Source organism: Thermogemmatispora carboxidivorans (genome assembly GCF_000702505.1).
Lineage (GTDB): Bacteria > Chloroflexota > Ktedonobacteria > Ktedonobacterales > Ktedonobacteraceae > Thermogemmatispora > Thermogemmatispora carboxidivorans.
Genome location: NZ_JNIM01000001.1, coordinates 1,132,399 through 1,145,948 on the forward strand (window position 1 = coordinate 1,132,399; position 13,550 = coordinate 1,145,948).

Annotated in this window: 13 protein-coding genes and 2 tRNA genes; 4 read left to right on the forward strand and 11 right to left on the reverse strand. The window is 60.9% G+C overall.

All coding sequences use genetic code 11. From position 1 onward, the window contains the following. The first annotated feature begins 129 nt into the window (after nt 1–129). The 3 genes from N688_RS04510 (at nt 130) to N688_RS04520 (ending at nt 3,413) form a co-directional block, all read left to right on the forward strand. Nucleotides 130–213: transfer RNA gene (locus N688_RS04510), tRNA-Ser, on the forward strand. A gap of 305 nt (nt 214–518) precedes the next feature. Next, a complete protein-coding gene (locus tag N688_RS04515; protein WP_052888170.1) occupies nt 519–2,120 on the forward strand; it encodes a DUF4388 domain-containing protein in 1,602 nt (533 codons plus the stop codon). Nucleotides 2,121–2,285: 165 nt separating this feature from the next. Next, nucleotides 2,286–3,413 carry a sigma-54 interaction domain-containing protein gene (locus N688_RS04520; protein ID WP_052888171.1) on the forward strand — a complete coding sequence of 376 codons (1,128 nt, stop codon included), beginning with the start codon at nt 2,286–2,288 and terminating at the stop codon, nt 3,411–3,413. 48 nt (nt 3,414–3,461) lie between these two features. Here the strand turns inward: N688_RS04520 and N688_RS04525 are convergent, their stop codons facing one another. From N688_RS04525 to N688_RS04540, 4 genes are all read right to left on the reverse strand, one after another. Next, nucleotides 3,462–4,682 carry a molybdopterin molybdotransferase MoeA gene (locus N688_RS04525; RefSeq protein WP_052888172.1) on the reverse strand — a complete coding sequence of 407 codons (1,221 nt, stop codon included), beginning with the start codon at nt 4,680–4,682 and terminating at the stop codon, nt 3,462–3,464. A 184-nt stretch (nt 4,683–4,866) separates the two neighbouring features. Continuing rightward, nucleotides 4,867–4,940, reverse strand: a tRNA-Glu gene (locus N688_RS04530). 126 nt (nt 4,941–5,066) lie between these two features. Next, complete coding sequence (locus tag N688_RS04535; protein ID WP_052888173.1) at nt 5,067–5,618, reverse strand: hypothetical protein; 552 nt, start codon at nt 5,616–5,618, stop codon at nt 5,067–5,069. Nucleotides 5,619–5,784: 166 nt separating this feature from the next. Continuing rightward, entirely contained in the window at nt 5,785–6,330 is a 546-nt protein-coding gene (locus N688_RS04540) for a vitamin K epoxide reductase family protein (RefSeq protein ID WP_052888174.1), read from the reverse strand. Nucleotides 6,331–6,513: 183 nt separating this feature from the next. On the opposite strand from N688_RS04540, the gene N688_RS04545 reads away from it, so the two are divergent. Then, the gene (locus N688_RS04545; RefSeq protein WP_052888175.1) at nt 6,514–7,305 is read left to right on the forward strand and encodes a PhzF family phenazine biosynthesis protein; all 792 of its coding nucleotides are present in this window, start codon (nt 6,514–6,516) and stop codon (nt 7,303–7,305) included. A 92-nt stretch (nt 7,306–7,397) separates the two neighbouring features. On the opposite strand, the gene N688_RS04550 is transcribed toward N688_RS04545, so the two are convergent. From N688_RS04550 to pstS, 7 genes are all read right to left on the reverse strand, one after another. Next, nucleotides 7,398–8,153 carry a response regulator transcription factor gene (locus N688_RS04550; RefSeq protein ID WP_052888176.1) on the reverse strand — a complete coding sequence of 252 codons (756 nt, stop codon included), beginning with the start codon at nt 8,151–8,153 and terminating at the stop codon, nt 7,398–7,400. A 16-nt stretch (nt 8,154–8,169) separates the two neighbouring features. Next, on the reverse strand, nt 8,170–9,069 hold the full coding sequence (gene pstB, locus N688_RS04555) for a phosphate ABC transporter ATP-binding protein PstB (RefSeq protein ID WP_238321065.1): 900 nt from the start codon (nt 9,067–9,069) through the stop codon (nt 8,170–8,172). A 24-nt stretch (nt 9,070–9,093) separates the two neighbouring features. Next, the gene (locus tag N688_RS04560; RefSeq protein ID WP_052888177.1) at nt 9,094–9,330 is read right to left on the reverse strand and encodes a hypothetical protein; all 237 of its coding nucleotides are present in this window, start codon (nt 9,328–9,330) and stop codon (nt 9,094–9,096) included. A 43-nt stretch (nt 9,331–9,373) separates the two neighbouring features. Further along, complete coding sequence (gene pstB / locus N688_RS04565; protein ID WP_052888178.1) at nt 9,374–10,126, reverse strand: phosphate ABC transporter ATP-binding protein PstB; 753 nt, start codon at nt 10,124–10,126, stop codon at nt 9,374–9,376. Between the two features lie 115 nt (nt 10,127–10,241). Next, entirely contained in the window at nt 10,242–11,162 is a 921-nt protein-coding gene (gene pstA, locus N688_RS04570; protein ID WP_052888179.1) for a phosphate ABC transporter permease PstA, read from the reverse strand. Beyond that, on the reverse strand, nt 11,159–12,163 hold the full coding sequence (pstC, locus tag N688_RS04575; RefSeq protein WP_081838513.1) for a phosphate ABC transporter permease subunit PstC: 1,005 nt from the start codon (nt 12,161–12,163) through the stop codon (nt 11,159–11,161). The genes pstA and pstC overlap by 4 nt, the downstream gene beginning before the upstream one ends. A gap of 129 nt (nt 12,164–12,292) precedes the next feature. Beyond that, nucleotides 12,293–13,435, reverse strand: a complete 1,143-nt coding sequence (gene pstS / locus N688_RS04580) for a phosphate ABC transporter substrate-binding protein PstS (RefSeq protein ID WP_052888180.1) — start codon at nt 13,433–13,435, stop codon at nt 12,293–12,295. Nucleotides 13,436–13,550: the final 115 nt, after the last annotated feature.

Sequence of the window (13,550 nt, forward strand, 5' to 3'; positions counted from 1 at the left end):
CTCGCCATGACAAAGTGTCCACGATGTTAGCAGTCCTTGTTGTGCAATGCATGAGACAATGACCCAAATGGTATGCTCGCAGTGCCCCGAACCTTCCAAATTGAAACCGGTTGTGGTAAACTATCTAGCGGAGGGGTGGCAGAGCGGTCGAATGCAGCCGTCTTGAAAACGGCCGGGCGATGAGCCCCGGGGGTTCGAATCCCCCCCCCTCCGCCCTGCGTTGATAGATCAGCGGCTGGCCTGTCTCCATAGCCCGGGGGGTGCTGTGGGAACAGCGCGATTTTGTCTTTGGGCGGCTGGGCCTCGTGGATGGAGAAGGTCATGCTCACGCTGTCGAACAAGGTCGTTTGACGCCAACGCTGCTCAACGTTGTTGAATTTGACTCGGGTCGTATTCTGTTTGTAGATATTGCTGATGTCTCTCACGCATGCTGTGCTTGCTGGAGACGAGAAGCGCATGTACACGCGCGCACGCACGCATACGCGCAGCAGGGGCATTGCGACAGGCGGTGAATTACTGTGTCTACGGTGAGTTTTGCGACGACGTTAGATCGGGTCAATCTGGCTGATCTCTTGCGGCGCCTGGAGTCCCATGAGAAGAGCGGCATGCTGGTGGTCAAGCAGGGGGCTCTCTGGGTGGAACTCTACTTCAGTCAGGGACGCCTGCTCTGTATTGGCCCAGTGCGTGCTCAGCTGACGCTGGGCGATCGCCTGGTGCAGGCTGGTGTAATCTCCCAGGCCGCTCTATCCCAGGCGATGGCGGTTCTGCGGGAACGTGGTGAGGAGCCTGGCGAGACTCGCATGGCTCTGATCCTGATGGAGCTGGGCTATGCTACGCGCGAGCAATTGCGTGCCTGGGCCGCGCGCGAGGCCTCGCGTGTGCTGGAGGTCCTCCTCTCGTGGCGCTCTGGTGAGGTGTATTTCGAAGAGGGGCGTACGCCTCCTCCGTCGCGCTTGCTGGTCTCTCTCTCCCCTTCTGCTCTCCTGCCCGCTTTGCCTGCTCATCAGCCCGCTCCAGCATCGACGTCGCAGCTTACCCAGAACCAGGGGCCGTCTTCTCTGGCCAGTCCCGCACCCGGGCCGACTCCTGCTCATTCCGGCTCGCTGCCTTCTTCTCAGCTACCCTACGAGCAGCCATTGTTGTCGCAACCTCTCCCCCCTCTGTCGCCGCAACCAGTGGCTCAGGGGCAGGTTCCACAGGCACAGGTGCAGCTCTCCCAGCAGCTTTCCCCTACTTCCCAGCCGCGCGTAACGCAGGCGCTGCCGGAAACAGGGGCTGCTCCTCAGCGCCAGGAGCGTGGTCGCCTTGATCTGAGCTCGCTCTTTGATCCAGATGCCTTGGCCCGCCTCTCGGCGGTGGCTTCTGCCGCTCCCTCTTCCTCTGGCTCATCGCTCAGCGCGGCGGAAACGGCCTCCGCTCAACGGCAGCCTTCTGCTCCTCAGCAGGCGGCTTCGACCAGCGGTGCGCTGGCTAACCTGCCCGCTCCTCGCCCAATTACGACGCCCTACATGCCGCGGCGCCTCGATGCTTCTTTTATCCATCCCGAGGCCAGGCTGACGCCGCCTGATCTGCAGGCTCTACGTTCCGGCAGCGTCGAGATCCCGCTCACTCCTGATGAGTGGCGCGTCTTTGGGTGTATCAATGGAGAGGCGACGCCGCTCCAGATTGCTCAGCAGCTGGGGATGCCGCTGGAGCAGGTCTACGTGGTGATTGGGGAGTTGATGGCGCTGGGCCTGATCCAACATCCTTACCACATGCAGCCGCAATACCCTGTTCAGGAGTTTTCGCCTGCCGCTCTGCCTCCAATGGCTGACCCCTCGGCCCCACCTTCGCCAATGTCAAGCTCGCCAGCCTGGATGCCTGCCCAGCCCCAAGCGTGGTCAGCTCCACCTCAGACCCCCCAGGTCACGGGTGCGCTCGCGCCCGCTGCTTCCTCGGTCCCGCAGTCACCGATCTATGTGGAGACCGAATCGCAATGGGGGAACGGTGGCAATGGCGCCCGCTTCATCGTGGGTCGTGGCTGGGGCGTCCAGCCAACGCGACCGCTCTCGCCCAGCAGTTCCACCCAGCCCCCGTATTCTGCCTCCGTGCCCGTTGGGGGCTCCCAGCTGGGCAGATAGCCGGAGGACCGATAGACATCGTGGGGGAATAGGGCCGCTGTTGGCAGCGGAGCCGTGCCAGTAGTGAGACTGTCTGGCCGGGTGGCCGCTGCCCTGGGCTGGCTCCCGAGCAGGCTGGAGTTGCGACCTCCTATTGGACCGAACTGGAATGGAAGGGTGGGGACGATGTCGCAGGGTTCAGATCCTCTTGATGGCCCTCAGCTACCTGCAGGCTCAGGCTCGCTTGAGGCGCATGAGGGTGAGAAGCTCCTGACCGAGCTAGAGCGCTTCGGTCTGGTCATTGGGCACAGTCAGACAATGCGCCAGATCGCAACGCTCATCCGTCAGGTGGCAGCTTTCCCAACCACAACAGTCTTACTGCAAGGAGAGAGCGGTACTGGTAAAGAGGTCGTTGCCTACGCGATCCATGCCCTCAGCGGCGGTTCCGCGCGCCAGTTTGTTGCCATTAATTGTGCTGCCATTCCCGAAACCTTGTTAGAGACAGAATTGTTCGGCGTGGAGGCCGGCGCCTACACCGACGCCCGGGTAACGCGCGACGGCTATCTGGCACGGGCCGATGGTGGCACGCTCTTTCTCGATGAAATCGCTTCGATGCCCCTTGTCCTCCAGTCCAAGCTCTTGCGCTTCTTAGAGACGCGCTCTTTCCGCCGTGTCGGGGGCACTACCGAGATCCAGGTCCGTCTGCGGGTGATCTCAGCCTCTAACATCGATCTAGCGACAGCAGTGGCCCGTAAGGAATTCCGTGAAGATCTCTTCTATCGCCTGAAGGTCTTCACCATTCATATTCCTCCCCTCCGTGAGCATCCTGAAGACATTGTCCCGCTGGTCGAGTACTTTTTACGTCAGCAGCCGGGAGGAGAAGGCCGTCTTCTGCGCCTCAGTACCGAGGCTCTGGTCCTCTTGGAGCGCTACAGCTGGCCTGGCAATGTGCGCGAGCTACGCAGCGTCGTCCAGCATGGTCAGATTATGTGTGAAGGCGATGAGATCCGCGTTGAGCATCTCCCAGCCTATTTGCAGGCTGCCAGTAGCAGCGCCCTACAGCGCCTGCTGGAACTTAAAGAGCAGCTCCATTTGCCCCCGGAAGGGCTGCATCTAGAGGAGTTCCTGGCTGAGATCGAGCAGCGCTTCATCTGTGAGGCCCTGGAGCGCTGTAGCTATAACCAGGTGCGGGCGGCTGCCCTGCTGGGCCTCTCGCGAGATCAGCTGCGCTACCGCCTGACACGGATTGGCCCGCGGAGAGGGCGGCGACGGCAGAGCACGGGGGCCACGTGGCCAGACCCGCGCTCTGACTGAGCCGATACCCTACCAACTCGGTGGCTGCTCGCTCGCTCGCTCGCTCGCTTACTCCTCTGGCCAATCGAGCATAAGAGCCTGCGCCCTCTCCCCCGGCTTGAGGGTCTTACCCCCTTCTGGCACAATCACCAGGGCATTGGCGTCGAGCAGCGAGGTAGTAATGTGTGATCCCTGGGGGCCGGTAGTTCGTGCCACGAAGCGACCCCCTTCCCAGTGTACATGTGCCCGTACGTAATGGCGGCGCGGCGTGCGCTCGCTGACGCCATCCTCGACTGTGACCTCCACCTGGGGGCGGTGCAGGCGGTGGTGTCCGAGCAGCTTGCGGATCAGTGGCCGCCCAAATAGCTCGAAGGTCACTGCGGCTGAGACCGGGTTACCGGGCAGCCCAAGCAGGGGGACCTGCCCAATGCGCCCAAAAGCCAGCGGCTTGCCGGGACGCATGTTAATTTGCCAGAAGTCGATGGCTCCCTGCTCATTCATGATGCGCTTGACCAGGTCGAACTCGCCAACTGAGACCCCTCCCGAGGTAATGATGAGGTCATGTTGCATGGCCTGACGAAAGATTTGGCGCAGGCTCTCCTCGGTATCGCGCGCTACACCCAGGCGCAGGGCTTCAGCTCCGGCTCGGCGCACTGCCGCCTCCAGTAGATAGCCGTTACTGTTGCGAATCTTGCCCGCTTGCAGGGGCTCGCCCACATCGATAAGCTCGTCTCCGGTGCTGACAATCGCGACACGGGGGCGACGAATGACCTGCACGCGGGCCTGTCCCACCGTTGCCAGAACGCCGATTTCCCACGGACCGATCTCGCTTCCCTGGCTCAGCACGCGCTGCCCACGGCGGATATCCTCACCCGCGGCGCGAATATTGTTTCCCGGCGCCACCTCCTGGAGGATCTCGACCCAGCCGCTATCGGCGGGATCGCTGCGCGTCAGCTCGATCTGAATCACTGCGTCGGCCCCACGCGGGAGCGGAGCGCCTGTCATGATGCGCATGGCAGTGCCTGGCTCGATGCCGTGCTCAGCTACATAGCCCGCGGCGATCGTCCCAATGACGCGCAGACGGGCCGGACGCCCGTTCTCCATGCGCGTGTCTACGCTGCGCAAAGCATAGCCATCCATTGCCGAGTTAGCGAAAGGCGGGAGATCTTCCTGGGCTATAACGTCCTCAGCGAGAACCAGCCCCGTGGCTTCCGCCAGCGCGACGGTGGTCACTGGCAGTGGCTGAATCGTGGCCAGCATGCGCTCTTGCGCTTCCTCTACACTGATCATAGGCTCTCTCTTCCTTTGCTCTGTCCTGACTCGCTCCTGCCGGGGCAGACGGATGCGACAGGGCGAGCGGAGGGAACAAGACGGTCAGCAGGCTGACTGACAAGTAAGCCTGCCCAAAAGCAGAGAGCCTGGCAAACCAGCATGAGAGGAAGGTCTGCCAGGCTCTCCCAACGATTGCCCTTGATACCTCGTACGGGATTCGAACCCGTGATCTCCGCCTTGAAAGAGCGGCGTCCTAGTCCGCTAGACGAACGAGGCTCGACGATCGCTACGCGACAGCTCCTGAGAAGGTATTGAGATGCTCTCGCGCATGCGTCATCTGGATTGTACTGTATCTGGCTCGTTTTGTCAAGCGGCTTGTGTGGACAGTCTTCGCCGAGCTGCTTAGGGCTGGCGAGCGCTGACCGCCGACCAGTGCCATTGCTGAGGACAGGTGTAGTCGAGGACTGCGACGGTGCCAGGCTCGGCAATAGCCACCACGACGAACTGGGGAACGCTCGATCCCTGCAGCTGATTCGTTCGGTCGGGAAGCTGGACGCCGATGCCATCCAGCTCGTGAATGTGAGAGATGGTTGCCTCGACGGTGGCCAGCTGGCGCAAAATAACGGTAACACTGAAGCTGAGGCTGCGATCGTGGGCATCGACGGCCACAAAATGCGGAATAATGGTATCCTGCACGTTGCGAAAAGGATCTTGAAAGGTAAAGTCGGTCTTGTAGGGATTGTCAGGAGTGGCGCGCAGATAGGCATAGGCCTCGGCGCAAAGATGATACTTGTAGGCGCTGTTGGGACTGCGTACGAGCTGAACGCGCGGGGCGGGCAGGCGCCTGGAACCCAGGCCAGGACCGAACCGGTAGATCAGAACCAGCACACCTACCAGCAAGAGCACCGCCGCCAGTGACAGCAGTAGAAGCCCTAAATGCCAACGCTGCTTCATGGCCTCTCTCCCTTCCAGGGGCCGGAAAAACTGGCTTGGCCCGGCGCCTCCCTTCCTGGCAAGGAAGAGGGTCAATTTGGCCCGGTCCGAGGCTTACCGCCAGACTGCCCCACTCTGCAAGTCGCTCCTCCCGTTAGCTTCAGTAGATCGAGAGATTGTTACCTATCTATCGACCAGAGTGAGAAGAGCGCGGATGTGAGCGAGCAAGCCTTGTTGATGATGAAGCGGAAGAAGGGGGCTGAGAGGTTCCGGCCTCCGTTTCTGGCTCCGGCTCCAGCAGTCTGGCCAGGCTGATCAGGAAGGCGACCAGGATCAAGACATGCAGAACGGTACACCAGAGACAAATGGCATGCAGGCGGACCAACTCGACATAGACCAGGTAGAGCACGGTGACTATTCCGGCCAGCGACCAGAAGAACTGAGCGGGGCGAAGCCAGCCAGGCTCTGTGGGGCGCAGCAGGCTCACCAGCGCTAGCCCGGCCAGGATCAGGCACCAGCCAAGGCCCGGCAGCGAGATAGGGAGCGTTGTCCCGGGCACCACTGCGTAGCTGCTGCTGAGCACATGTGCGCAGTCAATGGCACCCGAGGCCGGACAGACCAGCGGCGCGTCTTGATAATGCACGATGGTCAGGTAGATGGCGTCTCCCATGCCCACCAATGCGAGCAGAAGAACCAGGAGCTGCAAGCCTGCACGTCGTAGTAACAGTTCCATCAAGTCGGACTCTTCGATATAAAATCGGTTGCAACAGCACTCTCTGTAGAGAGGATACTGCGCGGCTCCCCCTCTGTCAAGGGTCAATCCAGTGCTACAATGGAAGGCGGCCTCTCGCGGCTCTGGCTGCGAGGGGGTCATTCTGTGCTTGGCTTGCTACTTGCAGAGATGGAGGAGACTGAGATGGGACAGCGCATCGTCCAGGTCGACGCCTTTACTGATCGTCCTTTTGCCGGCAATCCGGCGGCAGTCTGCGTCTTAGCGGAGCCGCGTGATGAACGCTGGATGCAGCTCGTCGCACGCGAGATGAATCTTTCAGAAACGGCTTTTCTGCTCCCAGAGGGAGACGGTTATCGCCTGCGCTGGTTCACGCCGACGGTCGAAGTCGATCTCTGTGGCCACGCCACGCTGGCCAGCGCTCATGTTCTCTGGGAGGAGGAGCTATTGCGGCCAGATGAGCCAGCCCATTTTTATACGCGCAGCGGCCTCTTAACCGCTCGCCGTCTGGATGGCTGGATTGAGATGAATTTCCCGGCCACGCCAGCCACAGCCGCGCCCCCGCCGCCGGGCCTGAGCGAGGCCTTGGGGGTGACCCCGCGCCTGGTTGCCAGGAATCAGTTCGATTATCTGGTTGAGTTGGGGAGCGAGGAAGAGGTGCGCGCTCTCCAACCGGACCTGACTCGCCTGCTGGCCATTCCCGCCCGAGGGTTCATCGTGACCAGCCGGGCTGGCAGCCAGGAGTATGATTTTGTCTCGCGCTTCTTCGCACCTGCCGTCGGGGTGAACGAGGACCCGGTCACCGGCTCTGCTCACTGTACACTGGCGCCTTTCTGGTCTAGCCGTCTCGGGCGTCCAGCCCTGACGGGCTACCAGGCGTCTGCTCGCGGTGGCCTGGTGCGTGTGCGTCTGGCGGGAGAGCGCGTCTTTCTCAGCGGCCAGGCGGTCACAGTGCTGCGCGCCGAGTGCTATTTCTAATCCAAGGCGGGCCCGCAGTGGAACCGCTTGTACCCTTGCTGCCCTGGTTGAGAGCAGGAAAGAGCGCTAAGTGATCCAGACGACCGGCCAGGCTAGCGAAAGACGTAGCCTACGCCACGCACGGTCTGTATCAGCTTGGGGGAAGCCGGGTCCTCTTCTAATTTCTCGCGCAACCAGCGGATGTGAACGTCGACGGTGCGGGTATCGCCAGCGTAGTCGTAGCCCCAGACATGGTGCAACAGTTGATCACGAGTCAGCACCGTTCCACGATTGCGCACGAGGTAGACCAGGAGATCGAATTGCTTCGGTTGCATTTCGATCTCCTGATCACGGCACCAGACCCGCCGTCCGGGCAGGTCGATGCGTACAGGGCCTGCGACCAGCTCCCGCGTGCTGCGCCGTGGCTGGGTGGTGGCCTCTTGAGACGAGCCGCCTCCTTCAGGGGGCACCTGCGTCACAGGATAGGCGGCACGACGCAATAAAGCGCGCACACGGGCTAGCAGTTCACGGCGCCCGAAGGGTTTGGTCACATAGTCGTCGGCCCCAACCTCAAGCCCCACCACTCTGTCGATCTCTTCCCCACGCGCCGTCAGGAGCATAATTGGCGTGGTAGCTGTGGCCGGCTCCCGTCGGAGCTGTCGACAGACCTCCAGTCCGTCGATCTCTGGCAGCATGATGTCCAGGATGATCAGCTGCGGTCGCTCGCGACGCGCTAGCTCCAGGGCAGCTCTCCCATCGAGGGCTGTGAGCACCTGGTAGCCCTCCTGCTCCAGACTGTAGGCGATGGCCTCAACAAGTACTTCTTCGTCATCGACCACCAGGATCTTCTCGCGTTGACCTCTGATCATAGTGACGCTCTCACCCTTAACTGAAGCGCCCGCTAATGTAATCCTCTGTCTCTCGCCGCCGCGGTCGCTTGAATAGCTCGCCGGTCGGCCCATATTCGATCAAGCTGCCATTCAGGAAGAAACCGGTGTATTGGGAGATACGAGCAGCTTGAGACATATTGTGAGTCACGATGACAATGGTATATTCCTTGCTGATAGAGAGTAGCAGCTCCTCGATCTTGAGCGTGGCGATGGGATCGAGGGCTGAGCACGGTTCATCAAGCAAGAGCACCTCGGGGTGTAGGGCCAGGGCACGAGCGATGCAGAGCCGCTGTTGTTGGCCGCCCGAGAGACCCAGCGCGGAGGCCTTCAAGCGGTCCTTGACTTCGTCCCAGAGCGCTGCGGCTCGCAGACTGCGCTCAACTTCCTCGTGGATCTCCCGCCGTGGCTTTCTCTGAATGCGCAGACCGTAAGCAACGTTTTCAAAGATCGACTTTGGGAAAGGATTGGGACGCTGGAACACCATGCCGATGCGCTGCCGCAAGCGGATGACATCAATGGCCGGATCATAGATGTTCTCGCCGTCGAAGATCGCTTCTCCCTCGATGCGGGTCTCGGGAATGAGATCACTCATGCGGTTGAGCGTGCGCAGAAAGGTGGATTTCCCACAGCCCGATGGCCCGATCAGGGCTGTAATCTGCCGCTGGCGAAGTGGGAGCGAGACATCGAAAAGCACCTGGCGCGTCCCGTAGTAGAAATTCAGGTGTCTGACCTCTATTGCAATGCCGGCGTTCTGGTCCAGCGGCTGGCCTGGCTCAACCGCCCCAAGGGCGTGACTCTGCCTGAGATCGACAAGGGGCGTCTCGGATGGTTGGCTGGCGAGACGCCCCTCTGTCGCTGGCAGCCGCGAGTATGGCCCACTCATGTTGCTCTCCATTGCCCTTCCTCGCCGCTAAATCAGCTAGAGAAGCTGATACTCCTTATGAAGCGGAATGGCGGTATCTACGATCAGGCGGTTGTTTGTCACAATGAGACGAATGTAGCGCCCGGCGAGGGCCTTGCTGATAAAGTATGGGCGTCCTTCGTAGGAAATGTGCCCGCTACGGGCCACTTTCCGCGAGAAGATACTGACGCCCTCCGGGAAGGTGTTACCTGTGGTGCTCACTTTATTGGTGCTCTCTGCTGCGGTATCCTTCACGGTAATCCCCTCTCTTATAGCTGAGTTGTGTTAAGCAACTCGACTAGCCGAAACGTCCACTGATATAGTCTTCGGTCTCCTTCTTGCGTGGGTGAGTGAAGAGCTGTTGGGTCTCTCCCTCTTCGACAAGGTGGCCATGCAAGAAGAAGGCCGTGCGGTCCGCGATACGGGCGGCCTGCTGCATGTTATGGGTGACAACCACGATGGTGTACTGGCGCTTGAGATACGTGATCAGCTCCTCCACCTGGAGGGTGGAGATAGGATCAAGGGCCGAGCACGGCTCATCCATGAGCAGGACCTCTGGCTCCAGTGCCAGGGCGCGGGCGATGCACAGACGTTGTTGTTGCCCACCCGAGAGGCTGGTAGCTGGGCTGTGGAGGCGGTCTTTGACCTCCTCCCACAGTGCGGCCTGCTGGAGGCTGCGCTCAACTAGCTCCTTGAGCCGCGAGCCGTGCAGTCCCAGGTTGAGCCGTGGTCCGATAGCTACGTTCTCAAAAATGCTGCGTGTTGGCAGCGGATTAGGTTGCTGAAAGACCATGCCAATGTGGCGCCTGACGTTCATGGGGCGAATGCCGCGCCCATAGATATCGAGGCCGTTGGCGAGCACCCTTCCCTCAACGCGAGCGCCAGGGATGGTCTCATGGAGACGGTTGAGGCAGCGCACGAGCGTCGATTTGCCGCAGCCGGAAGGCCCGATCAAGGCGGTGACGCTCAGTGGGGGCACCGTCAAGTTGATATCAAAGAGGGCCTGCTTACGTCCGTACCAGGCATTGAGCTGCTCGATGCTGAGCGACATCCCCGCTGGATTCGGCGCGCTGCTCCTTGCTTGCTCCACCATTGCCTGATCCATTGACGAACTCCCTTCTTATCTTCCTACCTGCCTGTCTGACTGACTGCTTACATCTCGCTGCTCACCGTTGCTTGAAGCCGCCTGTGGCCAGGCGCACGGCCAGGGAGGCGAGGAGGATCAGGACGATGAGCACAAAGGCGCCAGCGTAGGCTTGATTGACCTGTTGTTGATAGGGGCTGAGCGTGAACTGGAAGATGCGCAGTGGCAGAGCATCCATTGGCTGAGTGACGTCGGTGTTCCAGAACGTCGTTCCAAAAGCGGTCATCAGCAGGGGGGCCGTCTCCCCGGCTACACGCGCCATCGCCAGCACCACGCCCGTGATGATCCCGCTGCGCGCCGCGGGGAGCACTACCTGCAGGATAGTGCGCGCCTCCGTGGCTCCGAGAGCCAGCGAAGCCTCGCGTAGCTCGCGCGGTACCAGGCGGAGCACGTCCTCCGATGTGCGTGTCACGATGGGGATCATGATCATGCCAAGGGCGAAGCCGCCAGCCAGACCCGAGAAGGTTTGCATGGGGATGACAATCAGGACCCAGGCCAGCAAACCAAAGATGATGGTGGGGATGCCGTTGAGGACGTCAACCAGAAAGCGCACTCCTTGGGCAAAAGGCCCGCGCCCGAATTCGGCCAGGTAGATGCCGGTGAACAGCCCCAGCGGAACGCCCATCAGGGAGGCCAAAGCGATGAGAATCAGGCTACCCTGGAAGGCCTCGCCCATGCCGCCGCCCGGTTCTCCGTTCGGGGTTGGCAGCTGCGTAAAGAAGTCGAGGTTGATGTAGCGCAGACCCTGGCTCAGCACGTAGCAGAGCAGATAGACCAACAGCCCGGCGGCGAAAAGGGCCGCCAGGGTGGTGAGAAGAACGATCAGGGCGTTCACCAGGCGCCGCCGTAGGGTCAGGGAGGAGCGTGTGGCCTGGAGCGGGTGAAGGCGGCTCTCTCCTGACTGCAGAGCTGGCGAAGAAGATGTTGGCATAGGCACGCTCATAGGCGCCCTCCTCTGCTTCTTCCTTGGGCCTGGCGCTGGAGGCTGGCGATCAACCAGCGTGCCAGGATATTAGTGATCAAGGTGATGATGAAAAGGATGAGACCAGCTTCGATGATGGCTGAGAGAAAGAGGCCGGGCGTCGCTTCGCCAAACTGGTTAGCGATGACGCTGGCCAGGGTATAGCCGGGTGTAAAGAGGCTCAGGCTTGGCTCGTTGGCCTGGTTGCCGACGATCATGGTGACGGCCATCGTCTCGCCGAGGGCTCGTCCCAGGGCCAGAATGACACCACCCAGGATGCCTACACGCGCGAAGGGAAGTACTGCGTGGCGAATGACCTCCCAGCGCGTGGCCCCCAGCGCGAGCAGAGCCTCGCGCTGAGCGACGGGGGTCACCAGCATGACTTCGCGTGAGACCGAGATGATGAGGGGCAAGACCATCATCGTCAAAATGATGCCAGCTCCAAGGTAGCCGACGCCCTCTGGTTGCCCCTGAAAAAGCGGAAGGAAGCCCAGATGCTGTTGTAGCCAGGGTTCGCCGTTGTTGTGTAGCCAGGGGGCGAGCACGAGAAAGCCCCAGAGGCCGTAGATGACACTGGGGATAGCGGCCAGCAGGTCGATCAGAAAAGCCAGGACCAGCCGAAGTGGACGCGGGCAGAAGTCAACTAAGAAGATGGAGGCCCCCACGCCCAGCGGTACGGCGAAGATGAGGGCAAAGGCCGAGGTGATCAGGGTGCCGAAGATGGCCGGCAAGACCCCATAGCTGTCGTGGACTGGATCGAAAGCCTTGTTGGTCAGGAAGCTGAAGCCGAAGCGTCTGATGGTGGGCAGCGAGTTGCTGATGAGAATCCAGGCTGTGCCCGCGACCAGCCCGAGGACGATCAGAACGAACAGCAGGGTGATACCGCGAAAGAAGAGGTCCCCGGGTCGCTGCGCTCGTAGCAGCCGTTGCCAACGTATCCACTGCTGTCGTGCTTTACTAAGACTGACTCTCTCTTGGATCATGCACCCTCCCCTGGCTCTCTCTCCCTTGGTGATGAGGCAGGGGCTGATCTTTGTGGGATACAGTCCCCTGCCTGGACTTGTCTTCCTTGCGACCGGCGCGGTGACTCAACTCGCCAAGGCACTCGTCCGTTAGGAACCGCTGTAGCAGGCGCTACTGCCACAACGTATGGCCTTGATCTGGGCCTCGTCTTTGCTGACGATCGTGTCTGGCAATGGCACGTAGTTGAGCGGTTGCGCATACTGCTGCCCATCGTGGACCATCCACCAGAGCAGACGCGCCAGAGCTTGCCCCTTGTCGCTGTTGCTCTGATTCTGGTAGACCACGACCCATGAGAAGCCAGTGATCGGATAGGCGTTGTCGCCGCTGCCATTGACGATGTAGAAGCGTAGGTCCGCCGGGATGGAGGTGAAGCTCTCTGCGTCAGCCTTGGCGCTGTCGAGCGAGGGCGCTACGAACTTGCCGGCAGCGTTCTGGAGCTGCGCGTAGGGGATGTTGTTGGCGAGGACGTAGGTCAGCTCAACGTAGCCAATGGCGCCGTCGGTGTTCTTGATCTGCCCGGCTACTCCAGAGCTCCCCTTTGCACCGACACCCGTAGGCCAGTTCACGGTTGTGCCAGCTCCGACCTTGCTCTGCCAGTCTGGGCTGATGGCCGAGAGATAGTGCGTGAAGATGCTGGTGGTGCCGCTGCCGTCCGAGCGGTGAACGACGGTGATGTTCTTATGGGGCAGATTAACGCCGCTGTTGATCGCTTTGATCTGGGGGTCATCCCAGCTGGTGATCTTGCCTTGGTAGATGGCCGCCAGAATCGGCCCCGTGAGCTTGAGCTGGCTGACTCCGCTCAGGTTGTAGGAGATGGCCACCGCTCCAATCGTGATCGGGATGTGCAGAATTGGACCGCTGGTGCTCTTGTTCAGCTGATCGGTGGTCATCGGCGCATCGGTAGCGCCAAAATCGACGATGTGTTGCAGCAGGTTATTGATACCAGCTCCACTCCCTACCGCCTGATAATTTACGTTGATGCCACAATTGACTTTTGGATATTCCTGGAACATTTTTGAGAATAAAGGATTGTCAAACGTCGATCCAGCGCCCGTAAGCTGCTTGGTCGAAGGGCAGGTGTTGCTATTGCTGCCTGTGGTAGTGCCTCCGCTGGAGTTGCTGTTGTTGCCGCAGGCTGCCAGTAGGGCCAGCAGGCCCAGCAGCAGGAGAGCGCTGAGATATCTCAGTTGCAGGCGCCCTCGATGGCTGGGTGAAGGTGTGAACTGTGTCATAGCGCTGGTTTCCCCTCCTCACTAACGCTGCCGTGGCGCGACGGCAGCGGGAAAATAGATGAGCTGATCGGCGGACAGGCCGGAGGATTGCCGACCTCTGCCGGGCCGCTCTTTG